The 26,341-nt window shown below is 64.3% G+C and carries 24 protein-coding genes and 1 pseudogene; 14 read left to right on the top strand and 11 right to left on the bottom strand.

Annotated elements, in window-relative coordinates:
* Positions 1 to 156 (bottom strand): annotated as a pseudogene (locus P7F60_RS17635) (plasmid partitioning protein RepA); the annotation flags it as partial.
* A gap of 163 nt (positions 157 to 319) precedes the next feature.
* Positions 320 to 1,192: an AraC family transcriptional regulator gene (locus tag P7F60_RS17630; RefSeq protein WP_277919053.1), complete on the bottom strand. Its 873-nt coding sequence runs from the start codon at positions 1,190 to 1,192 to the stop codon at positions 320 to 322.
* Positions 1,193 to 1,226: 34 nt separating this feature from the next.
* On the opposite strand from P7F60_RS17630, the gene P7F60_RS17625 reads away from it, so the two are divergent.
* Positions 1,227 to 1,634, top strand: coding sequence for a DUF2000 family protein (locus tag P7F60_RS17625; protein ID WP_277919052.1), 408 nt, complete (start codon positions 1,227 to 1,229; stop codon positions 1,632 to 1,634).
* Positions 1,635 to 1,811: 177 nt separating this feature from the next.
* Entirely contained in the window at positions 1,812 to 4,610 is a 2,799-nt protein-coding gene (locus P7F60_RS17620; RefSeq protein ID WP_277919051.1) for a DNA translocase FtsK, read from the top strand.
* A gap of 61 nt (positions 4,611 to 4,671) precedes the next feature.
* On the opposite strand, the gene P7F60_RS17615 is transcribed toward P7F60_RS17620, so the two are convergent.
* From P7F60_RS17615 to P7F60_RS17605, 3 genes are all read right to left on the bottom strand, one after another.
* Positions 4,672 to 4,848, bottom strand: coding sequence for a hypothetical protein (locus P7F60_RS17615; RefSeq protein WP_277919050.1), 177 nt, complete (start codon positions 4,846 to 4,848; stop codon positions 4,672 to 4,674).
* 105 nt (positions 4,849 to 4,953) lie between these two features.
* The gene (locus P7F60_RS17610; RefSeq protein WP_277919049.1) at positions 4,954 to 5,271 is read right to left on the bottom strand and encodes a chaperone modulator CbpM; all 318 of its coding nucleotides are present in this window, start codon (positions 5,269 to 5,271) and stop codon (positions 4,954 to 4,956) included.
* A gap of 3 nt (positions 5,272 to 5,274) precedes the next feature.
* A complete protein-coding gene (locus P7F60_RS17605) occupies positions 5,275 to 6,195 on the bottom strand; it encodes a J domain-containing protein (protein WP_277919048.1) in 921 nt (306 codons plus the stop codon).
* 245 nt (positions 6,196 to 6,440) lie between these two features.
* Between P7F60_RS17605 and P7F60_RS17600 the strand changes: the two genes are divergently transcribed.
* Entirely contained in the window at positions 6,441 to 6,875 is a 435-nt protein-coding gene (locus tag P7F60_RS17600) for a DUF1810 domain-containing protein (protein ID WP_277919047.1), read from the top strand.
* Positions 6,876 to 6,878: 3 nt separating this feature from the next.
* On the opposite strand, the gene P7F60_RS17595 is transcribed toward P7F60_RS17600, so the two are convergent.
* The 4 genes from P7F60_RS17595 to P7F60_RS17580 form a co-directional block, all read right to left on the bottom strand.
* Positions 6,879 to 9,107: a methyl-accepting chemotaxis protein gene (locus tag P7F60_RS17595; RefSeq protein WP_277919046.1), complete on the bottom strand. Its 2,229-nt coding sequence runs from the start codon at positions 9,105 to 9,107 to the stop codon at positions 6,879 to 6,881.
* Between the two features lie 238 nt (positions 9,108 to 9,345).
* Entirely contained in the window at positions 9,346 to 9,978 is a 633-nt protein-coding gene (locus P7F60_RS17590; protein ID WP_277919045.1) for a TetR/AcrR family transcriptional regulator, read from the bottom strand.
* Positions 9,979 to 10,025: 47 nt separating this feature from the next.
* Positions 10,026 to 11,000 carry a nitronate monooxygenase family protein gene (locus P7F60_RS17585; protein WP_277919044.1) on the bottom strand — a complete coding sequence of 325 codons (975 nt, stop codon included), beginning with the start codon at positions 10,998 to 11,000 and terminating at the stop codon, positions 10,026 to 10,028.
* Positions 11,001 to 11,139: 139 nt separating this feature from the next.
* On the bottom strand, positions 11,140 to 11,694 hold the full coding sequence (locus P7F60_RS17580; RefSeq protein WP_277919043.1) for a threonine transporter: 555 nt from the start codon (positions 11,692 to 11,694) through the stop codon (positions 11,140 to 11,142).
* A 307-nt stretch (positions 11,695 to 12,001) separates the two neighbouring features.
* On the opposite strand from P7F60_RS17580, the gene P7F60_RS17575 reads away from it, so the two are divergent.
* Entirely contained in the window at positions 12,002 to 13,105 is a 1,104-nt protein-coding gene (locus P7F60_RS17575; protein WP_277919042.1) for an ABC transporter substrate-binding protein, read from the top strand.
* A 168-nt stretch (positions 13,106 to 13,273) separates the two neighbouring features.
* Here the strand turns inward: P7F60_RS17575 and P7F60_RS17570 are convergent, their stop codons facing one another.
* Complete coding sequence (locus P7F60_RS17570) at positions 13,274 to 13,960, bottom strand: FCD domain-containing protein (RefSeq protein ID WP_277919041.1); 687 nt, start codon at positions 13,958 to 13,960, stop codon at positions 13,274 to 13,276.
* A 137-nt stretch (positions 13,961 to 14,097) separates the two neighbouring features.
* On the opposite strand from P7F60_RS17570, the gene P7F60_RS17565 reads away from it, so the two are divergent.
* The 10 genes from P7F60_RS17565 (at position 14,098) to P7F60_RS17520 (ending at position 24,944) form a co-directional block, all read left to right on the top strand.
* Complete coding sequence (locus P7F60_RS17565) at positions 14,098 to 15,219, top strand: cupin domain-containing protein (RefSeq protein WP_277919040.1); 1,122 nt, start codon at positions 14,098 to 14,100, stop codon at positions 15,217 to 15,219.
* A 12-nt stretch (positions 15,220 to 15,231) separates the two neighbouring features.
* The gene (locus tag P7F60_RS17560; RefSeq protein ID WP_277919039.1) at positions 15,232 to 16,152 is read left to right on the top strand and encodes a fumarylacetoacetate hydrolase family protein; all 921 of its coding nucleotides are present in this window, start codon (positions 15,232 to 15,234) and stop codon (positions 16,150 to 16,152) included.
* Between the two features lie 91 nt (positions 16,153 to 16,243).
* A complete protein-coding gene (locus P7F60_RS17555; RefSeq protein ID WP_277919038.1) occupies positions 16,244 to 16,882 on the top strand; it encodes a flavin reductase family protein in 639 nt (212 codons plus the stop codon).
* 233 nt (positions 16,883 to 17,115) lie between these two features.
* Positions 17,116 to 18,168, top strand: a complete 1,053-nt coding sequence (locus P7F60_RS17550; protein WP_277919037.1) for a peptidase M29 — start codon at positions 17,116 to 17,118, stop codon at positions 18,166 to 18,168.
* 24 nt (positions 18,169 to 18,192) lie between these two features.
* Entirely contained in the window at positions 18,193 to 19,503 is a 1,311-nt protein-coding gene (locus tag P7F60_RS17545) for an acyl-CoA dehydrogenase family protein (RefSeq protein ID WP_277919036.1), read from the top strand.
* 34 nt (positions 19,504 to 19,537) lie between these two features.
* Positions 19,538 to 20,803, top strand: coding sequence for an alpha/beta fold hydrolase (locus P7F60_RS17540; protein ID WP_277919035.1), 1,266 nt, complete (start codon positions 19,538 to 19,540; stop codon positions 20,801 to 20,803).
* Positions 20,800 to 21,495, top strand: coding sequence for a TetR/AcrR family transcriptional regulator (locus tag P7F60_RS17535; protein WP_277919034.1), 696 nt, complete (start codon positions 20,800 to 20,802; stop codon positions 21,493 to 21,495). Before P7F60_RS17540 ends, P7F60_RS17535 begins: the two co-directional genes overlap by 4 nt.
* Entirely contained in the window at positions 21,492 to 22,832 is a 1,341-nt protein-coding gene (locus P7F60_RS17530; protein ID WP_277919033.1) for a glutamine synthetase family protein, read from the top strand. The genes P7F60_RS17535 and P7F60_RS17530 overlap by 4 nt, the downstream gene beginning before the upstream one ends.
* A gap of 5 nt (positions 22,833 to 22,837) precedes the next feature.
* Positions 22,838 to 23,359: a flavin reductase family protein gene (locus P7F60_RS17525; protein WP_277919032.1), complete on the top strand. Its 522-nt coding sequence runs from the start codon at positions 22,838 to 22,840 to the stop codon at positions 23,357 to 23,359.
* A gap of 142 nt (positions 23,360 to 23,501) precedes the next feature.
* Positions 23,502 to 24,944, top strand: coding sequence for an APC family permease (locus P7F60_RS17520; RefSeq protein WP_277919031.1), 1,443 nt, complete (start codon positions 23,502 to 23,504; stop codon positions 24,942 to 24,944).
* Positions 24,945 to 25,008: 64 nt separating this feature from the next.
* Here the strand turns inward: P7F60_RS17520 and P7F60_RS17515 are convergent, their stop codons facing one another.
* A complete protein-coding gene (locus P7F60_RS17515) occupies positions 25,009 to 26,079 on the bottom strand; it encodes a porin (protein WP_277919030.1) in 1,071 nt (356 codons plus the stop codon).
* Positions 26,080 to 26,341 lie beyond the last annotated feature (262 nt).

Genomic DNA, 26,341 nt, shown 5'->3' with positions numbered 1-26,341 from the left:
GGAAGGCTGGAAGGAGCGGATGGTCTTTTGCGCCGTCGGGGCGAAAATCTTGGTCTGGTGGATCTGAAGCTGCCGCGCCAGTTCATGGGCGTCGGCCGCCAGCATCGAGGGCAGATGCTCTTGTACCTCTTCCAGGATCGAACTCGGCTGTAGCATGTCTTTCACCCCGAACTGCGCAAATTTTGATAAATCGCTCTGAACTGCGCAGTTAGACTATGTCGGATTCGTTACCGTTTGACAAACGATTAACCGTAACGGCATCCGTTGTCCGCGGACAACCCGGGAGAAGAACAAGTTTCGTTGTCCGCGGACAACGGTCCTACTGACGACTGCGGGAAAGGAGCGCGTTCCATCGGCCGGGCGTCAGGCCATAGGCTTTCTTGAAATGGCGGGAGAAATGCGCCTGGTCGGCGAAGCCAGTTTCGGCGGCGGCTTCGGCGAGCGGCGTGCCGTCGCGAAGCAGCAACCGGGCACGATCCAGCCGCCGCATCAGGAAATAGCGGTGCGGCGAGGTATGCAGCACGGCCCGGAACGCCCGCGACAGGGCGAAACGGTCGATGCCGGTGATGGCTTCCAGTTCCGTCGAATGGATGTTGCGGGCGAGATGCGCCTCCATGAAGGCGCAGGCGGCCCTCACGTGTCGCAGCGGCTGGCTGCGCGGCGGCGGGAGGAGCCCCCCGGCATGCAACGCCAGGCCTTCGGCGACATCGACCAGCAGGTCGTCGAGAAGCAATCCGTCCGCATCCGGGCTCTCGATCTCTGAAAAGCAGGCACGGATTTTGCCGCGTAACGCCGGATCGTGGAAGACGGGATCGCGGACGAAGGGCAGGGCGCGGCCGCGGCCGGTCAATGCCGGGGCCAGCAGGTCGGGCGGGACATAGAGCATGCAGTAATGCAGCGCCGCCTCGTTGCCGGCGCCGCCGTCATGCTCCTCGTCGGGATGCAAAACGAGGATATCTCCGGGCAGGCTTTGCCGCTCTTCACCGCGATAACGAAAACGCTGGACGCCGCCGAGCGTCAGGCCGATGGCATAGGTGTCGTGGCGATGCGGCTCGAAGACATCGCCGAAGAAACGCGCCTCCATGAATTCGAAGCCCGGCCGGCCGGCGGCATGGATGCTGCGCACCCGCTCCTCGCCCTTGCACGAACGTTCAAGCCCTTCCGTCACCTGCTGTCCTATAGCTGCCTCCATGACACACGTCTTCGCGTCACAGATAGGAGCATTCATGTTCGATACCAAATTTGCAATCGTCGTGCGTGACGATCTCGCCGCCTGGCAGAAACTGAACGTTACCGCCTTCCTCGCCGGCGGCACCGTCGCCGCCAGTCCGAATCTCGTCGGCGAGCCCTATCGCGACGGGGCTGGCAATCTCTATCATCCCTTGCCGATCCAGCCCATCGTCGTGCTCGCCGCCGATCAGGACATGCTGCGCACCATCCACCGCCGCGCCCTGGAGCGCGGCGTCGAGACGGCGCTCTACATCGAGGAGATGTTTTCCACCGGCCATGACGCGGCCAACCGGGCGGTGTTTGCGCAGGTTTCGCCGGAAGCGGCGCGCGTCGTCGGCCTTGCCATGCGCGCCGAGAAGAAACTCGTGGACAAGGTGATGAAGGGCGCCAAGATGCATCCATGACATGAAGCTAATACATGAGACGGCATAATTGGTTATGGAAGGAAGACTTGCCGCGTCCATGTGCTGTGCGGCAAATTCGCCCGCAATTGCATGAGCCGGAAATAAGGGAATGTTAACCTTCTTTTTCTATGTGTTGGACGAAGCCCAATCGGCATTTCTCATCTGCTTGTAGGTCTCATGCGTATTTCGAGAAACAATTTCCATCCCGCGGATCATGCCGAGGGACACGACGTCGCTCGCCAGGAAAACCACTATCCATCGCCGGAAGAGGTTCCGTATGAAGAGTGGTATACGGTGGACGGCGGTATTTCGCGCCGTCCGCTGACGGAGGAGGCGGAAAACCCCGTCGTGCGCCAGGTTTTCGAGCAGCAGATACAGGCCAGCCGCGAATTGTCGCCGGCGCCGCCCGGAAGCTGGGAAAGCCATTTCTTCCTGGCGCCCAACGTGCGCTTCACTCGCACGCCGGACCGGCATGTTCCCGATCGCCAGCAGCAGATGATCGAGGCACGCGCAGCGCTCGCCGCCGTGCTGGGCGAGGAGGAGGGCCTGACCGCCGTCGAGGCCGAAGTCGAGGCGCTGATCCAGAACGCGCCGGTGGAAACACTTGCCGAGCCGGTCGCCGACCAGACGGTCGTTGCCGAGACGGCGGCCGCCGCTCAGGTCGAAGCCGTTGCCGAAGTGCCGGTCGAGGCGACCTCGCCGGCGCCGTTCCCGGTCGCCTTCCCGCTCGCGCCGACACCCGAGGCCGCCGCCTGGAAATCCTACCGCGAACAGTTCGATTCGAGCATCGCGCTGACCATGGGCCGGCTGACGATGGATGCGGTGGTGCGCACCATGCCGCCGGAACCTGCCGACGAGGCGGAAGCACGAGAGCCTGTGCTCATCGATCTGCTGCCGCTGGTGGCGCCGCTGCCGCCGATGGCGCATCTGTCCGACTTCGCCTTCTGGGAAACCATCTCGCTCGATCTCGACCTCGCCAACGACAACGTGCCGGCCATGGTCCAGGCCGTTGCCGCCGCCGGGCCCGCCTCGACGCCGACCGCGCCGCTGGCCGTCATGAGGGCCGAGGTCGTCCGGTTCACGCCGCCGGCGCCGCTGCCGGAGCCCGTGCCGCAGGTGGATACGGTCGCCAGCCTGTATCGCATCCATGAATGGACGCGCGCCGCCCATGTTCCCGCCGAAATCGCGGCCCCGGCCGTGGTGGTCGAGACGCCGGAAACCGTCGCCGCCGTCGAGCCAGAAGTCCCCGTCGTTGCCGAGGCGGCGCCCGTCGTCGAGCCGGCTCCTGTCGTGATCGAGCAACCCGCGCCGGCCGCCGAGCCGGTCGTGGCCGTCGAAATCACGCCCGTGCCCGTGGCCGCGCGCGAACCCTTTGCCCTGTCGCGCGCCCGGCCGTTCGAGGTCGACGAGCGGCCGAACGCCGCCCTGTTCGATTCCGACTACGAATTCCCGCCGCGCACGCTGTTGCAGCAGCCGCCGGCATCCGCCGGCTATGTGCTGGCGCAGGAAGTGCTGGAGCAGAATGCCGGCCTCCTCGAAAGCGTGCTTGAAGATTTTGGCGTGCGCGGCGAGATCATCCATGTGCGTCCCGGTCCGGTCGTCACGCTTTATGAATTCGAGCCGGCGCCGGGGGTCAAATCCTCGCGGGTCATCGGGCTTGCCGATGACATCGCCCGCTCGATGTCGGCGCTGTCGGCGCGTGTCGCGGTCGTGCCCGGCCGCAACGTCATCGGCATCGAACTGCCGAACGCCACCCGCGAAACCGTCTATTTCCGCGAGATGATCGATTCGCAGGATTTCGCCCGCACCAGCTTCAAGCTGCCGCTTTGCCTGGGCAAGACCATCGGCGGCGAGCCTGTCATCGCCGAACTCGCCAAGATGCCGCATCTTCTCGTCGCCGGCACCACCGGCTCGGGCAAGTCGGTCGCCATCAACACCATGATCCTGTCGCTGCTCTATCGCTTCCGTCCGGAAGAATGCCGCCTGATCATGGTCGATCCGAAGATGCTGGAGCTGTCGATCTATGACGGCATTCCGCACCTGCTGACCCCCGTCGTCACCGATCCCAAGAAGGCCGTGATGGCGCTGAAATGGGCGGTGCGCGAGATGGAGGAGCGCTACAAGAAGATGTCGCGCCTCGGCGTGCGCAACATCGACGGCTACAATGCCCGCGCGGCATCCGCCCGCGAGCGCGGCGAGGTGGTCAACGTCACCGTCCAGACCGGCTTCGACAAGAATACCGGCGAGCTTCTGCACGAGACGCAGGAGATGGAACTCGACGCCATGCCCTATATCGTCGTCATCGTCGACGAGATGGCCGACCTGATGATGGTCGCCGGCAAGGAGATCGAAGGCGCCATCCAGCGTCTCGCCCAGATGGCGCGCGCCGCCGGCATCCACCTGATCATGGCGACGCAACGTCCCTCGGTGGATGTTATCACCGGCACGATCAAGGCCAACTTCCCGACGCGCATCTCCTTCCAGGTGACCTCGAAGATCGACAGCCGCACCATTCTGGGCGAGCAGGGGGCCGAGCAGCTCCTCGGCCAGGGCGACATGCTGCACATGGCCGGCGGCGGGCGCATCATGCGTGTCCACGGGCCCTTCGTCTCCGACGAGGAAGTCGAGAAGGTGGTCCTGCACCTGAAGGCACAGGGGCGGCCGGAATATCTGGATACGGTCACCGCCGACGAGACCGAAGAAGAGGAGCCGGAAGAGGCGCCCGCCGTCTTCGACAAGACGGACATGGCCTCCGAGGACGGCAACGACCTCTACGACAAGGCGATCAAGATCGTCTTCCGCGACAAGAAATGCTCGACCTCCTACATCCAGCGCCGCCTCGCCATCGGCTACAACCGCGCCGCCTCACTGGTGGAACGGATGGAAAAGGAAGGTCTGGTCGGCCCCGCCAACCATGTCGGCAAGCGCGAACTGCTCTCGCAAACCGGCAGCGCCCCGGCGGCCGAAGCGGAATAGCGGGGCACCTGCTCATGGAATGACGGTTACCTCGGCACCCGTTCACCCTCGCCGTTCTGTCTCAAGACAGTAGAACGGCGAGGGTGAAACTGGTCGTAGCGGCCAGACCAACAAGCGCTGCGAAACGTCCCGCTGTAAGACGTGCAAGCCATGAAGACCGTGGTAAGTCTTCCACCAAGACCTTTAGCTTTCCCGGTGCCGCGTGCTTGACGCCGCGGAATTTCAGAATCTTCGCCATGGCCGCATCCTGCCGGCAATGTATTGACGGAAGTTTCCGAGATTATCTCCATTTTTCCTGATCTTCAGGATTCGAGAGCGCCGACGCGCCGGAAGCCTGACTGCCTTACCGCCGCCGACCCATCGAGCGCAGAATGCTGATCTGGATGGCTTCGTCCTGGTCGCCAAGCGCCCGGCGTAGATCGGAAAGCGTGCCGCGCAGCCCGTGGATCTGGTCGATCAGGTCCATGACCACGTCGACGCCAGCCTCGTTGACGCCCATACCGTCGATGAGATCGCCGATCAGTTCGGCGCGGGCAACGTCCATGTCGGTGAATTCGGCGCGGCCTTCCGCCTGGCGCGGCACCAGCCAGCCCTGCTCGATCCAGATTTTCACCACCGAAACATCGACGCGAAGGCGGCCGTAAAATTCCTGTTCGTCCATGGCTCAGGCTCCCAGGGTTTCGCGGGGGCTGTGGGCCTCGCCCGCCGTCCAGTCGCGCACGAAATCGGTCAGCGCCGCATCCGGCTTGTCCGGCAGCACGATCTTCAGAGTCACATAGGCGTCGCCATGGCCGCCGAAGCGGTTTGGCGCGCCCTTGCCCTTGAGGCGCAAAACCTTGCCGGTGTTGGAATTCGGCGCCAGCGTCACGCTTAGCGCCCCGCCGGGAACGGGCACGCGGATCTTTCCGCCGAGCACTGCCTCGCGCAGCGAGATCGGCACGTCGAAACGAATGTCATCGCCGTCGCGGGTATAGAGCGGGTGCGGCTTGACCTTGATATCGATCAGCGCGTCGCCGGCCGGGCCGCCATTGAGGCCGGGCTCGCCCTTGCCCTTCAGGCGCAGGGTCTGACCGTCCTTGCTGCCGGCGGGAATTTTGACCTCCAGCGTCGCGCCGTCGGGCAGCGAAACGGTGCGCGTCGCGCCGTTCAGCGCGTCGAGGAACTCGACATCCATGTTGAAATGCCGGTCGTGGCCCTGCATCTGCATGCCGCTGCCGCCACCCCGGGCGCGGCGCGAGAAGAAGCTGGAGAACAGGTCGTCGCCCTCGCCGAAATCGGCAAAGCCGCCGCCATTGTGATAGGCGCTGCCCTGGGCGCCGGCGCCGGCATAATCGCGATAGAAATTGCGCGGCGCCTGCTCGGCGCCGGTGGCGTCGATCTCGCCGCGATCGAAGCGGCCGCGCTTGTCCTCGTCGCCGACGATGCCATAGGCGGCGGAAATATCCTTGAACTTGCGCTCGGCATCCTTGTCTCCGGGATTAAGGTCCGGATGCAGTTTCTTGGCCAGCTTGCGATAGGCGCTCTGGATCTCTTTCTGGGTCGCATCCCGCTTGACGCCCAGCAGCTCGTATGGGTCTCGGCTCATATGGTCTCCGTTTGCGGACGGGACACGCGGGGACGTGCTTCGGATCGAAAGAGAATATCGGCTGCCGGCGTGTTCCGTCTGTTGGTTTTCCGCCTTTATGTAGGAAGTCGTTTGCCGATGTCATCCTCCGGTCACGGTGTTTGTGGCAGGAAATCGACAACCAAAGCGCGCCTCGGCCGTTTTCTGGGGGCGCGAATGCATTTCTCAAAGCGCGGCGGTCGCCGCAGACAGATGGAAACATGCCGATGGCCCAGATCGATCTCGACCGTTTTATCGTCGCCCAAGATGGCGGCGTCTATCGTCGCGCGTTGAAGGAACTGCAGGCGGGCGCCAAGGAAACCCATTGGATGTGGTTCATCTTTCCGCAGATGGACGGGCTTGGCTCCTCGCCGACGGCCAGGCGTTATGCGCTGCGCTCCCGTGCGGAGGCCGAAGCCTATCTGCGCCATGATATCCTCGGCCATCGCTTGCGCGAGGTGACGCAGGCGATGCTGTCGCATCGGCAGGGCAGCGCGCTCGATATTCTTGGCGCGCCTGACGACCTGAAGTTCCGCTCATCGATGACACTGTTTGCGGCAGTGAGCCCGCCGGGCTCGCTGTTCGAAAAGGCGCTGCAGCGTTTTTGCGGCGGCGAGACCGACCCGCGCACGCTGGCGCTGATCGGCCCGGAAAGGGCCTGATCGTCAGGCAGCAGCGCGGCGGCGCGGCGCTTCGCTCTGACGGCTGACCCTGAAGCGCATCACCATGTCGCGCAACGTATTGGCCTCGTCGTTCAACAGGTTGGCGGCGGCAGTGGTTTCCTCGACCATAGCGGCGTTCTGCTGTGTCACCTGGTCCATGTTGTTGACGGCGACGTTGATTTCCTGAAGGCCCGCCGACTGCTCGCGCGAGGAGGCGGAAATGTCCTGGATCAGTTTGTTGATCGACAGAACCTGCTCGGAAATGCGCGTCAGCGCGCTGCCGGTCTCGGCGACGAGGCTGACGCCTTCCTGAACCTGGGTGCTGGAGGCGGAAATCAGCGCCTTGATCTCCTTGGCCGCCTGCGCGGAGCGCTGCGCCAGTTCGCGCACTTCCTGCGCCACGACGGCAAACCCCTTGCCGGCTTCCCCGGCGCGCGCGGCCTCGACGCCGGCATTCAGCGCCAAGAGGTTGGTCTGGAAGGCGATTTCGTCGATGACTCCGATGATCTGTGTGACCTTTTCGGAGGAGTCTTCGATGCCTTCCATGGCGGCGATCGCCTTGCGCACCACCGTGTTGGAGCGGTCGGCATCGGTGCAGGCCTCGGTGACCTTGGCGGCGGCATTGCCGGCGTTTCGGGTGCTGGTGTGCATCTGCTCGGCGATCTCGTTCATCGCGGCGGCGGTTTCTTCCAGGCTTGCGGCCTGCTGCTCGGTGCGGCGCGACAGGTTGTCGGAACTGCGGCTGATCTCGCCGATGCCGGCATTCAGCGAATGGACGGTGTGGTTGAGCTGCATGATGGTGCCTTCGAGGCTGTCCATCGTCGCGTTGAAATTGTCGCGCAGCGCCAGATAGGAGGCCGGGAAGGCCTCGGTGATGCGACAGGTGAGGTCGCCCTTGGCCAGGTTGGCAAGCCCGTGGCCCAGCGCCTCGACCACCTTGCGCTGCTCTTCGGCGGCAAGGGCGCGCTCGGCCTCGGTCTGGCGGCGTTCGCTTTCGGAAAGCTGGCGCTGCTCGGCGCTGGCGGCCTCCAGCGCCCGGCCATCGGCGAGGCGATGGCGGAAGGCTTCGAGCGCCACCGCGACCTTGCCGATCTCGTCGCCACGCTCACGGCCGGCTACCGGCTGTTCCAGATGGCCGCCGGAAATGCGGTCGACATCGGACAGCAGCGAGGCCATGGGCCGCTGCACGAAGGTGCGCACCGCCAGCAGCAGCGAGCCGATCACCGCGGCAAGAATGAAGATGCCGCCGATCACCAGAATTTTCGTCTGCGCGTTGACGGCGGACGAAACCACCGCGGCGGGAACGTCGACCGCGACCGCCCAGCGGGCATTGAGGCCGGGCAGGTCGAAGGGATAGACGACGCGGTAGACCGTGCCGCCATCGACGCCGACGACGTTATCAAGGGTGACGGTCTGGCCATTGGCCAGCGCGGACTTCACCTCGTCGGCGCCTTCCGCCGCATACGCAGTCATCACCTGGTCCTTGGCCGGCGCCGCCAGCCATTTTCCCATTCCGGAAAGCAGATAGACGCGGCCTTCGCCGAACGGCCGTTCGGACTTCAGCGCATCCGCAAGCGCATTGAGGCCGATGTCGAGCCCGGCAACGCCCTTGAGCCGGCCGTCCACCACGATCGGCTGGGAAATGCTCATCATCAGTGCATTTTCGGCAGTTTCCTCGCCGTAAGGCTCGGTGCCCGCGCCCTTCAGCGTCGTCGCCGGCAGGCGGTAATAATCTTCGTTGCGATTGATCTCCGGCGGACGGAGCAATTGCAGGCCGTTTGCGCCCCTGATCCAGTAGGGCGTGAAGTCGCCTTTCACGTTCGTGCCTTCGGCGACACTGTCCAACGGGGCCTTGGAGTCGTCGATACCGGCCTCGACCCCGATCACCCAGGCGCCGAAGACGAGATCGAACTTTTCGACCATAGCCGGCAACATGGTGGTGATCGCGGCCCGGTCCAGCCGTTTTTCCCGCAATCCGTTCTCGATCGTGCCGGCAAAGCTCGCCGTCGCGCCCGAGAGGTTGTCGATCTTGCCGCTGATCGTACCGGCGGTCGCCTGAGCTTCCGCTTCGGCGCGCTTGAGGGTCAGCGCAACCGTGCTGTCGCGCACTTCGAAGATGACCACGACGAAGGTCAGCGCCAGAAAGCAGGCGATGGCAAGCGCGCTGACGGAGAGCAGCTTGACGGCCAGGGATATCGACGATTTTGGGCGCGCGGCGGACGTGGTGGCCATGGTTCGGTCCTGTTTCGCCGGGGCAGCGGCGACGGTTTCTGACGTGCGGAATGGAAATCCGGCACAACCGAGGCTGCGGCATTTGAATTAATATTTGATAAAATCCGCTGAAAGGCGGGGTCCCGGCGTCGGAACGAGCGGATTTCGGGCGCAAAATCGCGTTCTCGAAGCCTGGATCGCCAAAGCTTGCGCGGTGCCTGCGGTTGTCATCCGTGCAGCGGAAAAACCTGTCGCGGGATCATGCCGCGGGGGGAGGGGCCGCCGGCCTATCGCCGAAGAGATCGAGCAGCCAGTCGCGCAGGATGCCTTCGGCCTCGTCGAGCGTATAGGCCTCGGGGTCGAGCAGCCAGCCGATCCACAAGCCGTCGCCCATATGGACATAGGTGATCGCTGCCTTGCGGGCGTCGATGTCGAGATTGCGCTCAGTGGCGGCGGCGGCGATCATCTTTTCGATCCAGCCGCGATATTTGCGCCAGAGGGTGCGGGTCAGCTCGCCCATCGGCGCGTTCCACGGGGCGACGCCGAGGCAGGCCAGCGTCACCAGCGATTCCTCATGCTCCTCCTTGATGCGGCGGAAATACATGTGGGTGGCGGCCAGCAGCCGCTGCATCGGGTCCGATCCCGCGCCTTCGACGGAGCGGCGCGCATCCTCGTTCGCCTGGGCGACGAGATAGCGATAGGCCTCGATCAGCAGTTCGTCCTTGCCCTTGAAATAATAGCCGATCAGGCCGCGCGACAGGCCGGCGGCCTCGCAGATGGTGTTGATGGTGGCGTCGCTGTAGCCGATGGCCGCGATCGAGCGGATCGTGCCCTGGATCAGATCCTCGCGCCGCTCCATCTTGATGCGCGATTTCTTTTCAGGATTGCGCATGGGTCACCCTCGGTTTCGTCGCATTTGCGGGCCGCAGCCGAACGGCGTCACACCTCGAAGGCGGCGAGCCCCAGACGCATCGCCTCGCGGCATTCCGTAACGATGCGCTCGATGAGTTCGGCGCAGGTGGGAATGTCGTCGATCAAGCCGACCACCTGGCTTGCCCAGACGAGGCCGCCGTCGATATTGCCGTCCGTCAGCGTCGTGCGGCCGCGCGCGCCGGCGACCAGCGGGCGGATATCCTCGAATTCGCAGCCGCCCGGGCGGCGCTCGGTGGCGATCACCTCGTCGGAAATCGCGTTCTTCAGCACGCGGCCGGTGTTGCGCAGGGTGCGGAAGATCAGGTTGGTGTCGGTTTCCTTGGCCGCGACCAGCGCCTGCTTGATATTGTCGTGGATCGGCGCTTCCTGCGTGGCGCAGAAACGCGTGCCCATGTTGATGCCTTCGGCGCCGAGCATCATGGCGGCCGCCATGGCGCGGCCGCTGCCGATGCCGCCGGAGGCGATCAGCGGCACTTTCACGGCGCGGGCGGCGGCGGCGAACAGCACCAGGCCGCCGACATCGTCCTCGCCGGGATGGCCGGCCGCCTCGAAGCCGTCGATCGAGATTGCATCGACGCCGGCGCGTTCGGCCGACAGCGCATGGCGCACGGCGGTGCATTTATGCACGATCTTCGCGTCATGAGCTTTGGCCTTGGCGATGAATTCCTTGGGGCTGCGGCCCGCCGTCTCGATGATGCGGATGCCCGACTCCAGCGCCGCGTCGAGATATTCCTCGTAAGGCGGCGGCGCGGTGGAGGGCAGAATGGTCAGGTTGACGCCGAACGGCTTGTCGGTCATCCCCCGGCAGCGGCGGATTTCGTCGGCGAGCGCCTGCGGATCGGGCTGGGTCAGCGCCGTCAGGATGCCGAAGCCGCCGGCATTGGAAACCGCCGAGGCAAGCTCCGCCCGGCCCACCCATTGCATTCCCCCCTGGATGATGGGGTAGCGGGTGCCCAAGAGTTCGGTGATCCGGGTGTGCATTGTCTCTCCCTCAACATCGCAGACCGATAGCCTTTCCGCATGGAAAACGGCTTGCGCCTTCCTGGAAGGGCGCTGGCTCAGGAGTAGGAACAAGCGGGGCTTCTGTCAAGGTTTTTGCTGGACGTCCAACAAAATGGCATCAGCTTGCAACGGCGCTGGCCACGGCGGCCAGCGAAAAGCCGGTGAGCACGAGCGCCGCGCCTCTGTAGGAATGCCGTTGCAGCCGCCCGGGCAGCAGCGAGCCGAGAAACACCCAGCCGATACCGGCGAGAATGGAGAGGCCGGCATAGGCGCCGATCCAGGCGAGCGCGCCGGAAAACGGCTGTTGCGGGATGAAGACGACGCCGACCAGCAGCGCCTTGGGATTGACCAGCGTCGTCGCCAGCACCCGGCCGAAGGCGAGGCGAGGCGGATGCCCGCCGGCGTCCAGCCGCGTGCGCCACAATGTCACGGCGGCATAAACCAGCCAGGCCGCCGCCGCCAGCTTGACGGCGACAAAGGCTTCCGGCCGATCCTGCAATCCTCGCGCCATCAGGAAGAAACCGCTGACGGCGAGCCCATAGCCGAGCGCCTCGGCGAGCGGCAGCAGAAACGCCTTGCGCAGCGGCAACGTCGCGCCGCCGGCGGCCAGCAGCGTGTTGGTCGGACCGGGGGTCAGGAGAATGGCGGCGCTGGCGGCGATGAAGGCGAGCATGAATGTCCTCTCGGAAGGCGTATACGGTAAACCGTCTAGCATTCCACCCGGCGACAGGAATTGACTTCGATCATATTTCCCACCGGCAGCCGAAGCGGGTGCATCAGCGCGTCATTCCCGCCCGTATTTTAGGCATATGCATTATTTTGTTGCGCCGCCAGGCGCCATTTCGTAATCCGTCCTATGCCTGTCGGCCGCTTGCGCACGAAAGTGATCGAGCCCGGCGGGAGGAACCGATCGGGCCGCCCCGCTTCCGGCGACGGTCTTTGGATGGCGGTTCGCGATACGCTCATTTCAGGAGAACACCATGAAGAAGCAGATTTTCGCAGGCGCAACGCTTGCCGCCTCGCTCGTCTTCGCGCCGCTCGCCCATGCGGATATCGTCATCGGCCTCGTGGCGCCGCTGACCGGCCCGGTCGCCGCCTATGGCGACCAGGTCAAGAACGGCGCCCAGGCCGCCGTCGACGAGATCAACAAGAACGGCGGCATCAAGGGCGAGAAGATCGTGCTGAAGCTGGCCGACGATGCCGGCGAGCCGAAGCAGGGCGTCTCCGCCGCCAACCAGATCGTCGGTGAAGGCATCCATTTCGTCGTCGGCCCGGTGACCTCCGGCGTCGCCATCCCGGCGTCGGAAGTGTTTGCCGAAAATGGCGTGCTGATGGTCACCCCGACCGCCACCGCCCCGGAACTGACCGCGCGCGGCCTTGCCAACATCCTGCGCACCTGCGGCCGTGACGACCAGCAGGCCGAAGTCGCCGCCGCCTACGTGCTGTCGAAGGCGAAGGACAAGAAGGTCGCCGTCATCCATGACAAGGGCGCCTATGGCAAGGGCCTCGCCGATGCCTTCAAGGCGGCGCTGAACGCCGGCGGCGTCAACGAAGTGCTCTATGACACCGTCAATCCCGGCGACAAGGACTTCTCGGCGCTGATCACCCGCCTGAAGTCGCAAGGCGTCGAAGTCATCTATTTCGGCGGTTATCATCCGGAAGGCGGCCTGCTGGCCCGTCAGCTGAAGGATCTCTCGGTCAACGCCCAGATCATCGGCGGCGAAGGCCTGTCCAACACCGAATTCTGGGCGATCGGCAACGAAGCCGCTGCCGGCACGCTGTTCACCAACGCCTCCGACGCGCTGAAGAGCCCGGACTCCCAGGCCGCCGTCAAGGTCCTGGCCGAAAAGGGCATCCCGCCGGAAGCCTTCACGCTCAACGCCTATGCCGCCGTCGAAGTTCTCAAGGCCGGCATCGAAAAGGCGGGCGCGGAAGATTCGGCCGCCGTCGCCACGGCGCTGAAGTCCGGCGACGCCATCCCGACCGCTATCGGTAAGCTGACCTATGGCGAAAACGGCGACCTGACCTCGCAGAGCTTCTCGCTGTTCAAGTGGGAAAACGGCAAGATCGTCTCCGCCGAATAAGCGGATAGAGCATGTCGCATAAAAGTGCGCCGCGGTTTTGCGGCAACGACATGCGAAAAATCAACGATCAAAGAGCAAAAGCGAATCTGAAAGATCGCGACGCGCTTTAGAGCCAGTCGAAAGAAAACGCCGGAGCCAAAAGCTCCGGCGTTTTCGTTTCCGGACCTGTTACTTGGCCGCCCGCGCCCGCACGGCTTCCGTAGCTTCAGGACGCATGGCCGCGGTCAGCGCCTCGACTGTGTGCAGGTAATGCGCTTCCAGCAGTGCGGCAGCCTTGTCGGCGTCGCGGTCGAGCGTGGCGTCAGCCAGCGCACTGTGTTCGGCCTGCACGTCGCGTCCGGCCGCAAGACCGGCGTCCAGCAGCACCGGAATGCGGTAACGCTCGGTGGCGGCGTAGAGACGCTCGACGAATTCCAGTGTCCAGGGCGAATTGCAAGCCGCAAGCAGCGACAGGTGGAAGGCGTGATGGCGCGCCTCCAGCGCCCAGATATCCGCATCCGGCCCGCTTCGCCCCGCCTGCAGTTTCAAGGCATAGAGCGCCGAGACGATGCCGGCGGCCCAGGCGTCGTCGCCCTCGGCGATGGCGGCGCGCAGCGCCCTGGTCTCGATCAGGATGCGCAACGACACCGTGTCGTGCAGTTCGTCGAGCGACAGCGGCGCCACGCGAAAGCCGCGCAGCGATTCCGCCGTCACCAGCCGTTCCGCCTGCAGCCGGTTCAGCGCCTCGCGCAGCGGTGAGAAGCCCATGCCGTAACGCTCGCTGAGATCGGCGAGCCGCAGCGGCCGGCCGGGCGCCAGCACGCCGCGAATGATGTCATGGCGCAGGTCCACATAGGCTTTTTCCGCAAGTGTCATGAATGATCCCTTTCACGCGACCATTATCGCACGGAGATATCTTTCGGCAAATGCAAAAATTTTCGAAAATCCATATTGCTTTCGAAAGAAGGCTGCTCCATTCTGCCGCCACTCAAACGATGGACAGGGAGAGACCCATGGCAATTCAGCGTGAGAACCACCGCGAGGACGTCGCCGGGCGAGCCAATGTCGAGGATACGCCCGAGCTTCTGGCCTATTATGAAGATCTGGATCGCTACAAGGCCGGCGCCCTCTGGACGGTCGCCAACAAGATCGAGCCATGGCAGCCGAAATCGCAATCCGTGCCGGTGGTCTGGCGCTACAAGGAGCTGCGCGAGCATGTGCTGCGCTCCGTCGAGCTGGTGACGCCGGAAAAGGCGGGCCGCCGGGTGATCTATCTCAACAATCCCGGCCGCAGCGACGTCGCCGCCGCCGTCGGCTGGCTCTATGCCGGCCTGCAGGTGATGAACCCCGGCGAAGTGGCGGGGGCGCATCGCCATTCGGCCTCCGCCATCCGCTTCATCATGGAAGGCTCGGGCGCCTATACCGTGGTCGACGGCCACAAGATGACGCTCGGCGCCAACGACTTCGTGCTGACCCCGAACGGCACCTGGCACGAGCACGGCGTCGAGGCGAGCGGCGCCCCCTGCATCTGGCAGGACGGCCTCGACATTCCCTTCGTCAACGCGATGGAGGCGAATTTCTACGAGGTGCATCCGGACATGAGCCAGGCCGTCGGCTACGAAGTCGACGACATGACCAAGACCTGGGGCAACCCCGGCCTGAAGCCGATGGGCCAGAGCTGGAGCAAGGCCTACAGCCCGATGTTCAAATACGAATGGCTGCCGACCTACGAGTCGCTTCTCAAATATGCCAGTTGCACCGACGGCTCGCCCTATGACGGCGTGCTGATGGAATACGTCAATCCGGTGACCCAGGGCCCCGTGATGCAGACCATGGGCGCCAGCATGCAGATGCTGCGCCCCGGCGAGCACACCAAGGCGCATCGCCACACCGGCAGCGGCCTTTATCACGTCGCCAAGGGCAGCGGCTATTCGATCATCGACGGCAAGCGTTACGACTGGGCCGAGCACGATATCTTCTGCGTGCCCTCCTGGGCCTGGCACGAGCATGTCAACGGTTCCGACCGCGACGACGCGTGCCTGTTCTGCCTGTCGGATCTGCCGGTCATGCGGGCGCTCGGCCTGTATCGCGAACAGGCTTTCGGCGAAAACGACGGCCACCAGCCGATCTTGTAAAGGGAAATCTATATGAAACTGGTCACTTATCGGGAGTCGATCGAGGCTCCCGCCCGCCTCGGCGTTATCGTCGACGATCTGGTTGTCGACGTCGCGGCGCTCGGCGAAATCTATGGCGAGGAACTGCCCGATACCATGCTCGGCCTCATCGATGCCGGGCGTCCGGGGCTGGAGGCGCTGGCGGACTGTCTGGAAGAGGCCGAGGGACGCTTCCCCGCGGGCACGGCGATCGCCCTCGCCAATGCCAAGCTCCTGGCGCCGATCCCGCGCCCGCGCAAGAACATCTTCGGCATCGGGCTGAACTATGTCGAGCATGTCGCCGAAAGCGCCAAGTCGCTGGACACGTCGAAGGAACTGCCGAAGCAGCCGGTGATCTTCTCCAAGCCGCCGACCACGGTCATCGGCCCGGGCGAAGCCATCGAGCATAACCGCAAGATCACCCAGCAACTCGACTGGGAAGTGGAACTGGCGGTGATCATCGGCACGACGGCGCGCCGGGTGCGAAAGGAAGACGCGCTGAAGCACGTCTTCGGCTATTCGGTGATGATCGACGTCTCGGCCCGCGACAATCGCCGCGCCGGGCAATGGATCTTCTCCAAGGGCCAGGACACCTACGCGCCCTTCGGTCCCTGCATCGTCACCGCCGACGAGATCCCCGATCCGCAGGGGCTGGATCTGTGGCTGACGGTCAACGGCAAGGAAAAGCAGCGTTCGAATACGCGTCACATGCTGTTCAAGGTCGACGATCTCATCGCCGACATCTCCTCCGGCATCACGCTGGAGCCTGGCGACATCATCGCCAGCGGCACGCCGGAAGGCGTGGGCGCCGGCCGCACGCCGCAGGAATGGATGTGGCCGGGCGATGTCGTCGTCGCCTGCGTGGAGGGCATCGGCACGATCCGCCATCCCGTGGTCGACGCCACGCCCGAATAAGGTCTATGACCTCTTTGTAAATTCGTTCAACGAACCGTTGGCCCCGCGCTTATTGGCGCGGGCGTCGGCGGTTGAGCTACAGGTGCTTGCAATGCGTTTCGATCTGGAAGAGGTCGGCCCCCAGAATGCCTATAAGCTGCTGGCGGCGACCGTCATGCCGCGTCCCATCGCCTGGGTGGTGACGCAGGACAGGGAGGGCGGGCTGAACGCCGCGCCCTACAGCTTTTTTAACGTCATGGGCTCGGCCCCGCCGACCGTGGCGCTCGGCCTGCTCGCCGATCCCGTGCGCGGATTCAAGGATACGGCGAAAAACATTCTCGACACTGGCGAATTCGTCGTCAATCTCGTGCCGGAGCGGCTGGTGGCGGCGATGAACGTCACCGCCATCGATGCGCCGCGCGGTGTCGACGAACTGGCGCTGGCAGGGCTGGAGACGTTGCCATCGGCGCGCGTGAAGCCACCGCGCATCGCCGCAAGCCCCGTGTCGTTCGAATGCGTGTCGCTGTCTTCAGTCGTCACAGGGCCGAACCAGACGGTGGTGATCGGCCGGGTGCTGACCGTGCATGTCGCCGACGACTGCGTGCTGAACGCCGAGCGCGCCCATATCGACACGCCGAAACTCGATCTCGTCGCCCGCTCCTACGGCAGCGACTACGTGCGCAGCCACGATACTTTCAGCCTGGCGCGACCCGTCTGGGCGGAGTGGAACGCTCGAAAATCGGAAAAATAATCGAACGAGATATAATTTTCGAAAATCCTGTTGACAGCCGAAATGAAAACGCGCAAACCTTAACTCATCAGTTAAGAAATTGACCAGAGAAAAATCTGGCAAGGGAACGCATCGGTCACGGCATCGCCGGAACGGTATTCTTGAATTGAGTCTTTGTCGGCTGCCGCGAACGCATGTTGGCGGCGAAAGTCTGATCGGATCGCCTGCGCGGTCCGTCGAGGGAGGCGTTTGCAATGCTGCAGGAACGAATCGAGGGGAAATGGCTGGATTGCTTTCGGCGCGTTTTCGCGCTGAACGGCATTTCCAGGGGCACGAAGGTGGCGATCCTCTCGGAAACCCAGTCGCGTCCGGTGCTCGTCCAGCTTTCCGATCTGGCGCTGCATGATCTCGGCGCCGACTATTGCATGATCCAGATGCCGACGCCGCGCCAGACCGCGCCGGTGCCGGTCAAGTCCACCGGCACCTCCTGGGCGATCCAGGGCAACCGCGCCGTCATCGAGGCGCTGAAGGGCGTCGAGGTCATCGTCGATTGCACCGTCGAGGGCCTGATCCACGCGCCGGAATGGCCCGAAATCGAAGATGCCGGCATCGCCCGCCTGCTGGTGGTCTGCAACGAGCATCCCGAAATTCTCGAACGCACCGAGCCGACGGCGGACATCGCCGCCAAGGTCGAGCTCGGCATCCAGATGCTGCGCGACGCCAGGGAGATGCGTGTCACCTCGCCGGCCGGCACCGATCTGGTGATCAATATCGACGGCGCGCCCTGCGGCGGCACCCCGGGTTTCGGCACCCGTCCGGGCGCGGTCGCCCATTGGCCGGGCGGGCTCTGCCTTGCCTTTCCCGGCAAGAACAGCGTCAACGGCCGCATCGTCATGGACGTCGGCGACATGAACCTGACCTTCAAGACGGTGCTGACCAGCCGCATCGACTTCACCGTCGAGAACGATTTCGTCACCGCCATCAAGGGCGACGGCATCGATGCCCTGCATTTCCGTGAATATATGGAAGCCTGGGAAGACCGCAACGCCTTCGGCATGAGCCATGTCGGCTGGGGCATGCACCCGCGCGCCAAATGGGTTTCGGCTGTTATGTACGACAAGCGCGACATGCAGGCGGTGGAATTCAGGGCACTTGCCGGCTCCTTCCTGTGGTCCACGGGGGCGAACCAGTATGCCGGCCGCTACACGCTCGGCCATTTCGACCTGCCGATGCGCAACTGCACCATCACATTGGACGGAAGAACCGTCGTCAAGGACGGCGTTCTGCAAGGGGAACTGGCAGTTTAATTTCACTGCCTCTGGAGAACAAGCATGAGCGATATTGCCGATTACTACGACCTCTCGCGCATCCGGCCTGAGGTCCAGGCGGTGCTGCGCCGCGTCAACGAGCTGGGCCGCGAAAAATTCGCCCCCCGCGCCAAGGGCATCGACGACGACGCCTCCTTCCCGGTCGAGAATTACCGGGATCTGGCCGAGGAAGGCTTTTTGGGCCTCTGCATTCCCGAAGAGTTCGGCGGCTGGGGCTTTTCGATGTTCGAATATGCCATGGTCGGGGCCGAGATAGGCAAATATTGCGGCGCCACCGCGCTGACCTTCAACATGCACAATTCCTCCATGGCCTGGTCGCGTTTCATGTTCGAGATGCCGAACCTGACGCCGGAGGAAAAGGCCGAATTCGCCCCCTTGCGCGAACGCCAGTTCCGCCGCGCCATCGCCGAGAAGGCGATCTACTCGCAGCCGATCTCGGAAGGCGGCCAGAACTGGACCTCCAAGCCGAACCAGACCCAGTGCCGCAAGGTCGACGGCGGCTGGGTGATCAACGGCTTCAAGAAATTCGCCTCGCTGGCCGGCTATTGCGATTACTACACCATCGTCTGCACCGAGGTGTTCGAGGGCCAGGAGCCGCGCCATGAGGACACGATGCTGTTCGTGGTCCACAAGGACACGCCCGGCCTGTCGGTCAAGGGCGACTGGGATCCGCTCGGCATGCGCGGCACCAATTCGCGCGACCTGATCCTCAAGGACGTCTTCGTCGCCCATGACGATCTCCTGATGCCGCGCGGCATCTTCGGCAAGACCCTGCCGAACTTCCCGCACATGATGGCGACGCTGTCGCCGACCTATATGGGCGTGGCGCAAGGGGCCTTCGACTTCATGGTCGATTACCTCAAGGGCAAGGTGCCCGGCCAGCCGCCGATCGACCGGCGCATGTACGCCACCAAGCGCGTCGCCGTCGGCAAGATGTACGCCCGTCTCGCCAATATGCGCGCCTTGTGGTGGCAGGCTTTCAGCGAGGCCAAGGGTTTCCCGACCAAGGGCGAGGTGCTGCGCATGTATGCTGCGCAATACAACGTCATGGAGGGTGCCGCCGAAATGACCTCGATGGCGATCCGCACCTGCGGCGGCCAGTCGATGCTGAAGACGCTGCCCTTGGAGCGCATGTACCGCGACAGCCGCTGCGGCGCGCTGATGCTGCCCTTCACCTCCGAGATCATGGAGGATTACCTCGCCGTTCTCGCCCTCTACGACATGGACGAGATCGACAACGCCCCCGGCGACGAGGGCGGAGCCCGCAACTCCCTGTGGCGCGGTGAACACGCCACCGGCCGCGCGGTGCGCTGATCCGATGGCGCGCGACCGGGTCGAGGTTCTGGGAGTGAGCACCGCCTCTCCGGAGGCGGTCTGGGCGATCGCCCGCGATTTCTGCGGCGCCTGGCATCCCGCCATCGCTACGATCCGGGCCGAGCGCGATGCGGCCGGCCATCTTGTGCGCGCCTTCACCGTCCATGGCGAGGGCACCCTCTATCGCGAGCGCCGCACCTTCTTCAGCGACAGCGAAAGAACGCTCGCCTATACCCATCTGCAGGGCATCGCCGGTGTCGATGCCTATGATGGCCGTGTGACGGTCACGGCAGGCGAGGGCGGCGGCAGCACGATCCTCTGGACCGCGCAGGCCGAAGCGTCGGACCCCGTCCGGCTGGCGGCGATCTGCGAAGGCACCAAATATATCTTCGAAATGGGCATCGCCGCGCTTTCCGAAGCGGCGATACGCAGCGGGGAGGCCCCTGCCGGGCAGGCCCTTCCCGCGCCCGTCGCCCTGAACTCCATGACGGTCGGCGAGACGCCGCGTCTGGCCCTGACGCTATCGCCGCCCATGGACGGCCCGCTCTGCCTGTTCCTGCACGGCATCGGCGGGGCGCGCTGGAATTGGGAGGCGCAGGTCTCCGTCGTTGGCTCGACGATGCGCGCGGCAGCGCTCGACCTGCGCGGCTACGGCGATAGCCAACTCGGGCCCGAGCAATCCACCGTCGAGGATTACTGCGACGACATTCTATCGGTCATGACTGCGCTCGGAGCCGAAAAGCTGGTGCTGGTGGGCCTGTCCTATGGCTCATGGATCGCCACCTCCTTCGCCATGCGCCATCCCGGCCGCCTTGCCGGCCTCGTGCTTTCGGGCGGTTGCACCGGCATGTCGGAAGCCGGCGTCGAGGAACGTGAGGCGTTCCGTACGAGCCGCCAGGTGCCGCTGGATGCAGGCCAGACGCCAGCCGATTTCGCGCCGGCCGTGGTCAAGGTTCTCGCCGGGCCGGAGGCATCCGAGGCAGTCAAGGACCAGCTTTTCAGGTCGATGGCGGCGATCCCCTCCGCCACCTATCGCGATGCGCTGACCTGCTTCACCAACCCGCCGGAGCGTTTCGATTTTTCACGGCTCACCATGCCGGTGCTGATGATGACGGGCGAATTCGACCGGCTGGCCTCGCCGAAGGAAATCCGCGGCGTTGCCGGGCTTATCCATGCCGAGGCGTCCGCCGCGGATGTGCGCTACGAAACCATCGCGAATGCCGGGCATGTCTGTAACGTGGAGCAGCCTTCGGTCTATAATCGCATCCTTCTCGAATTCCTGGAGGGATTGCCGCGATGACCGCCCTTTCACGCCGCCAGCAGAACCGGATCGAACGCGAGCGCCGCGTGCTCGACGCCGCCCTGAAAGTCTTTGCCGAGGCCGGTTATTCCGGCACGACCATGGATGCGGTCGCCATCGAATCCGGGCTGTCCAAACCGACGCTCTACCAGTATTTCGAATCCAAGGAGGCGTTGTTTTCGGCCATGCTGCATGGCGAGCGCGACCAGATGCTGGAATTCTTCCAGCATCCCTCCGGCAAGGGCATGGTCGCCGATCTCCACGGCTTCGCCTGGGATTACGCCGATGCCGTGCTGCGCCCCGATCTCCTGTCGCTGGCGCGACTGATCATCGGCGAAGTGCAGCGCTTTCCCGAAATCGGCCGCGCCTACCAGCAATCCGGCCCCGATCGGCTGCTTTCCGGCATCATGGATTACCTCTCCGGCCGGCGCGCCGCCGGCGAGCTGGACTTCGACGATGCCGAACTCGCCGCCCAGGATCTGTGGGGCCTCATCCTTTCGGCGCCGCGCACGCAGGCGCTCTACATGCCCGACGCGCCGCCCTCGCGGGCCGAGATCGCGCGTTACGTGAACAACGGTTTGCGGGTTTTCCTCAAGGCTTATTCGACAAGGCCGAAGGACGATCTCGCCACACTAGAAGCGCTCATAAGCGCCCAACCCCTTCAACGGGCCCTTCAGCAGGTGGAACCATGACAGTTGATGAATATCTGGCCGATCCGGAAAGCCGCTTCGCCACGGTGGCGATGACGGATACCAACGGCCTTTTGCGCGGGCAGATGGTCTCGGCCCGCAGCCTCAAGGGCATCGCCAAAAACGGCATGGGCATGTCGCCGGTAACGCTGGCGCTCGACCCGACCGACGTCGTCCTGACCATTCCCGGCGTCTCCGACGGCAGCTCGGATTTCCACGACGATCCGCTGGTGATCGATCCCGCGACGGCGCGCCGCCTGCCCTGGTCGAAGCCGGGCCACGACATGCTGGTTCTCGCCAATTATTCCGGCGCGACCGCCGAATTCTGCCCGCGCTCGCTGCTGAAACGCGTGCTGTCGCGCGTCAACGAGGCCGGATTCAATCTCTGCTACGGGATGGAGCTGGAATATACCCTGTTCGACGAAACGCCGGAAAGCGCGCGCGAAAAGGGCTATCGCAACCTCAAGACCGCGACCCAGCACGGCAGCCACGATCTCGTGCTCTATCAGGTGCAGCAGACCGAATGGTACGAGGCGGTCGCCGCCATGTGCGAGCCGCTGGGCATCGAGCTTGCCAAGATGCATGAGGAGATCGGCGGCGGCTTCCTCGAAGCCTGCATCGCCGCAGGCGAAGGCCTGGAGCCTGCCGACCAACTCGTCCTGCTCAAGAATTTTTTGCGCGCTCTGGCGCAGCGGCAGGGGAAATGCGTGACCTTCATGCCGCGCTGGACGGAACATGCCGACAGCCAGTCAATCCATGTGCATGTGTCGCTGAAGGACCATGAGGGCCGTTCGGTTTTCCACGATCCCTCGCAGAAGAACGGCGTGTCGCAGACCTTCCGCCATTTCATCGGCGGGTTGCAGAAATATATCGGCGACATGACGCTGATCTTCCAGCCGACGGTCAATTCCTACCGCCGCTTTGCGCCGGGCACGTTTGCGCCGCCCGGCCTCACCTGGGGCTACGAGAACCGCACGACCTGCTTCCGCATCGTCGGCCACGATGCCGGCTCGCTGCGCGTTGAAAACCGCCTGCCCGGCGCCGATACCAATCCCTACCTGACGGTCGCAGCGACAGTCGCGGCCGGCGTCGCCGGCATCCTTGAAAAGATCGAGCCGGATGCGGAGACCATCGGCAACGGCTACAGCCAGGAAACGCCACGCGATTTCGCCCGCTCCATGCCGGAAGCGATCGAGCGCCTGCGCGGCTCGGCCTTTGCCGCCGACTGGCTGTCGCCGCGCTTCGTCGAGGCGTTCACCGCCACGCGCGAAAGCCAGCACAATGAATTCCGCCGCAAGATTCCCGATGTGGAGCTGGAACGCTTCTTCGACCTGGGGTGAAGACCATGATCATCGATACCGATCTGCGCAGTCGATTTCTGGAAGGCATGAGCCGCGCCGCGACCTTCGTCGCGGTCGCCACCACCGATGGCGAGGCGGGGCGTTACGGGGTGACGATCAGTTCGCTCACTTCCGTCTCGGCCGATGGCGATCATCCCTCGCTGCTCGCCTGCATCCATCACCTGAGCCCGGTGGCCCCGGCGATCCTCAGGAATCGCGCCTTCTGCGCCAACCTGTTGCAGGAAGACCAGCAGCAGCTCTCCGACCTCTTCGCCGGCCGGGCGGGCGCGGGCGAACATGCCGCCCGTTTCGAGCGCGCCGACTGGATCGCCGGCGAGCTCGGCCAGCCGATGCTGACAGGGGCGACGGCCGCCTTCGAATGCCGCGTGGCCACCTCCGTGTTGTGGGAAACGCATCACATCATCGTCGGGCGGGTGATGGGAGTGAAACTCTCGGAAAGCCCGGCGGCGCTGCTCTACGGCCAGCGCGCCTATCGCCGCGCCGTGCATCTTCCGGCGCCTGAATGACGAATTCCCCGGCGGTTTTCCCGCCGGATCTGGAATGGAAAGCCGGCGGAAAGACCGGCGCCTGACATAAACCCGTTTTCAGGGGAGGCGCGCCGCGTCTCTCCCGAACGTGCGAACACCGACAAAAAGATCGAGAGGAACAATGGCTGAGATATCGGGAGTCGGAGCGAACCAGCTTCGGAAAAATTCTCTGGGCCTGCTTGCCGTCACCTTCATGGTGATTTCGGCGGCAGCGCCTTTGACAGGGGTGGCCGGCGCCATGCCGATCGCCTTCCTGCTCGGAAACGGCGCGGGCATCCCCGCCACCTTCGTGTTCGTGACGCTGGTGATGCTGGCCTTCGCCGTCGGCTATGTCGCCATGTCGCGCCACGTCACCAATGCGGGGGCCTTCTACGCCTATGCGGCGCGCGGGCTCGGCGGGCGCACGGCCGGCGCCATCGCCATCGTGGCGCTGGTCGCCTATAACGCCATGCAGTTCGGCCTGATCGGCCTGCTCGGCGGCATCGCCGCCGGCGTCTTCGGTGAGCATGGGCTGGTCCTGCCCTGGTGGGGCTGGAGCCTGATCGCCATCGCGCTGGTCGGCATCCTCGGCTATCGCCAGGTGGATCTGTCGGCCAAGGTGCTGGTCTTCGTCGTGGCGCTCGAATATCTCGTCGTGCTGGTCGTCGATTTCGCCATCATCGGCAAGGGCGGCGAAAGCGGTCTTGCCCTCAATATCTTCGACACGAATGTGATGTTTTCCGGCTCGCTGACGGCGGCGGTGCTGTTCTGCATGGGCTGCTTCATCGGCTTCGAGGCGACGACCATCTATGCCGAAGAGGCCCGCGACCCGGAAAAGACCATTCCGCGCGCCACCTATCTCTCGGTGCTGATGATCGGCGTCTTCTTCGTCTTCACCACCTGGCTGATGATCGTCGGCGTCGGCGCCGACAAGCTGATGCCGACGCTGCAGGGACTTTCGGACCCCTCCGCCTTCTTCTTCATCCTCGCCGACCAGTATGTCGGCGGCCCGGTTCCGGCGATTGCCGGCCTGCTGCTGGTGTCGAGCCTGTTTGCGGCGCTGTCGGCCTTCCACAACTACATCGCCCGCTACAGCTATGTCGCCGGGCGCGAGGGCCTGCTGCCGGCCGCCTTCGGCCGCACCCATGACGCACACCAGAGCCCGCATGTCGGCTCGGTCACGCAGACGGCCGGCGCGCTGATCGTGCTGGCGCTGTTCGCCGGCCTCGGCCTCGATCCGGTGCTCAACATGTTCACCTGGATCAGCCAGATCGGCACGCTCGGCGTGCTCGCGATGATGACCGTGACGTCGCTGTCGGTGATCGTCTTCTTCCGCCGGCAGGGGATCAGTGGCCAGCCGCTGGCGACTTTCGTGCTGCCGCTGGTCTCCGGCCTCGTCATGGCTGGCCTGTTCGTCTACATCTTCCTGCATTTCGGCGATCTCACCGGCACCACCGGCGGCATCCTCGGCATCATCCTGCCGGCGCTGATCCCGCTCGCCGCCGTCATCGGCTACCTGCTGGCGGTAAGGCTGGAAAAGACCGAGCCGGCGCGCTTTGCCCGCATGGGCCACAACGCAGGCTGATCGTCGCACGGAAAAGCCCGGCGGGATGACCGCCGGGCTCCATTTTCCGCGAAAAACGGATCGATCAGAAGGTACGCTGGAAACGGATCATGCCGTTCCACTGGTCTTCGTCGATCGTTTTCCACTTGGTGTAGGTGATTTCCGGCTGGATCAGCAGGCCCGAAACCGGGTTCCACTTCAGGTTTGCAGCGGCAGCGAGGGTCTCGTTGTCGGTGTAGGCAACCTGCAGGTTGGCGGCCAGCGTGTCGGAAAGCTTGGCGCCGACGCCGGTCCACAAGGCCCAGTCACCCCAGCTCTGGCCGATGGAATCGCCCGGCGCGAAGACGTGGACGACGTCGCCGTCGGAATTCCATGCGCCCATGATGAAGGCGTTGATCTTGCCGAAGGTGCCGTCGAGGCGGGCTTTGACGGCGCCTTCCTCGGCGCTTTCGTCATAACCGCCGACGATGCGGAACTGGAAGGCGTCGGTCTTGAAGCCGAGGCCGGCCACGACGTCGACGGCGTAGTCGTCGCCGCTGGCATAGAGCGTGTTGCCGAAGGCATCCTTGCCGACGATCGCGCCGCGGTCGTCCTGGACCGAGATCATGGCGCTGAAGCCGTTGTCGCCCTTGTAGACGTAGCTGATCTGGTTGACTTCGTACTGGCCGTAGGCAACGACGTCGTCGTTGATGACGTCGCCGGCGCTGCCGGTGAAGCTGGTGAACTGCGAATCGGCCAGACCGACGAGGAAGCCGGCGAGCTGGATGTTGGCCGCCATCAGCTTGGTGGTGGTGTGCGTGCCGTCGTTATAGGTGCCGTCGAAGTCGAAGCGGGTGACGATCTTGGTCTTCAGCGGGCCGTATTCGGTGTCGCTGGCCGAGTCGAGGTAGATTTCGGCGCGCGACTTGGTGGACCAGCCGAGATCGCTGTGCGGACGATACGAGCTTGCAGCCTGGACGTCGAAGCGGACGCGGCCGCCGACCTTCAGGCAGGTCTCGGTGCCGGGAATGTAGAAGTAGCCGGTGCCGTAGGCGTCGCAGACGCGGACATATTCCATGGGTTCCGGTTCAGCGGCGACGATCGCGTCTGCAGCCTGGGCGCCGGAAACGAAAGCAAGCGCCGCCGCGGAGCCGATGAGAAGGCTCTTGATGTTCATGTCTATCTCCAATGTAAGACGGAAAGCAGGAACTGCTTTCCGCGGCGGGCAAATAAATGGCCCCACCCCCAAATCGATGGTCACGTTTCCCTTGAGGTCCGTGTCCGCGGGGAAAATTGGCGATCGGCTTCGCAAATGCAAAAGACAATTCTGTCACAATTCCCGCAAGCGATGTTGCGGCCGAAACAGCGTTGCCAAGTTGCAACGCTTTTGCCCTTTCATGACAGTTTCATGACAGTCATGTAACAAAAACAAAGGGTTG

This window comes from Rhizobium sp. YJ-22 (assembly GCF_029601685.1).
GTDB lineage: Bacteria > Pseudomonadota > Alphaproteobacteria > Rhizobiales > Rhizobiaceae > Metarhizobium.
Note: the sequence above shows the minus strand (reverse complement) of the source record. Positions and strands in the feature narration are given on the sequence as shown.

Excerpts from the sequence above, each read along its gene's own strand:
- P7F60_RS17630 (WP_277919053.1), bottom strand. The coding sequence starts at position 1,192 with ATGGAGGCAGCTATAGGACAGCAGGTGACGGAAGGGCTTGAACGTTCG.
- P7F60_RS17625 (WP_277919052.1), top strand. The coding sequence starts at position 1,227 with ATGTTCGATACCAAATTTGCAATCGTCGTGCGTGACGATCTCGCCGCC.
- P7F60_RS17620 (WP_277919051.1), top strand. The coding sequence starts at position 1,812 with ATGCGTATTTCGAGAAACAATTTCCATCCCGCGGATCATGCCGAGGGA.
- P7F60_RS17615 (WP_277919050.1), bottom strand. The coding sequence starts at position 4,848 with ATGGCGAAGATTCTGAAATTCCGCGGCGTCAAGCACGCGGCACCGGGA.
- P7F60_RS17610 (WP_277919049.1), bottom strand. The coding sequence starts at position 5,271 with ATGGACGAACAGGAATTTTACGGCCGCCTTCGCGTCGATGTTTCGGTG.
- P7F60_RS17605 (WP_277919048.1), bottom strand. The coding sequence starts at position 6,195 with ATGAGCCGAGACCCATACGAGCTGCTGGGCGTCAAGCGGGATGCGACC.
- P7F60_RS17600 (WP_277919047.1), top strand. The coding sequence starts at position 6,441 with ATGGCCCAGATCGATCTCGACCGTTTTATCGTCGCCCAAGATGGCGGC.
- P7F60_RS17595 (WP_277919046.1), bottom strand. The coding sequence starts at position 9,107 with ATGGCCACCACGTCCGCCGCGCGCCCAAAATCGTCGATATCCCTGGCC.
- P7F60_RS17590 (WP_277919045.1), bottom strand. The coding sequence starts at position 9,978 with ATGCGCAATCCTGAAAAGAAATCGCGCATCAAGATGGAGCGGCGCGAG.
- P7F60_RS17585 (WP_277919044.1), bottom strand. The coding sequence starts at position 11,000 with ATGCACACCCGGATCACCGAACTCTTGGGCACCCGCTACCCCATCATC.
- P7F60_RS17580 (WP_277919043.1), bottom strand. The coding sequence starts at position 11,694 with ATGCTCGCCTTCATCGCCGCCAGCGCCGCCATTCTCCTGACCCCCGGT.
- P7F60_RS17575 (WP_277919042.1), top strand. The coding sequence starts at position 12,002 with ATGAAGAAGCAGATTTTCGCAGGCGCAACGCTTGCCGCCTCGCTCGTC.
- P7F60_RS17570 (WP_277919041.1), bottom strand. The coding sequence starts at position 13,960 with ATGACACTTGCGGAAAAAGCCTATGTGGACCTGCGCCATGACATCATT.
- P7F60_RS17565 (WP_277919040.1), top strand. The coding sequence starts at position 14,098 with ATGGCAATTCAGCGTGAGAACCACCGCGAGGACGTCGCCGGGCGAGCC.
- P7F60_RS17560 (WP_277919039.1), top strand. The coding sequence starts at position 15,232 with ATGAAACTGGTCACTTATCGGGAGTCGATCGAGGCTCCCGCCCGCCTC.
- P7F60_RS17555 (WP_277919038.1), top strand. The coding sequence starts at position 16,244 with ATGCGTTTCGATCTGGAAGAGGTCGGCCCCCAGAATGCCTATAAGCTG.
- P7F60_RS17550 (WP_277919037.1), top strand. The coding sequence starts at position 17,116 with ATGCTGCAGGAACGAATCGAGGGGAAATGGCTGGATTGCTTTCGGCGC.
- P7F60_RS17545 (WP_277919036.1), top strand. The coding sequence starts at position 18,193 with ATGAGCGATATTGCCGATTACTACGACCTCTCGCGCATCCGGCCTGAG.
- P7F60_RS17535 (WP_277919034.1), top strand. The coding sequence starts at position 20,800 with ATGACCGCCCTTTCACGCCGCCAGCAGAACCGGATCGAACGCGAGCGC.
- P7F60_RS17530 (WP_277919033.1), top strand. The coding sequence starts at position 21,492 with ATGACAGTTGATGAATATCTGGCCGATCCGGAAAGCCGCTTCGCCACG.
- P7F60_RS17525 (WP_277919032.1), top strand. The coding sequence starts at position 22,838 with ATGATCATCGATACCGATCTGCGCAGTCGATTTCTGGAAGGCATGAGC.
- P7F60_RS17520 (WP_277919031.1), top strand. The coding sequence starts at position 23,502 with ATGGCTGAGATATCGGGAGTCGGAGCGAACCAGCTTCGGAAAAATTCT.
- P7F60_RS17515 (WP_277919030.1), bottom strand. The coding sequence starts at position 26,079 with ATGAACATCAAGAGCCTTCTCATCGGCTCCGCGGCGGCGCTTGCTTTC.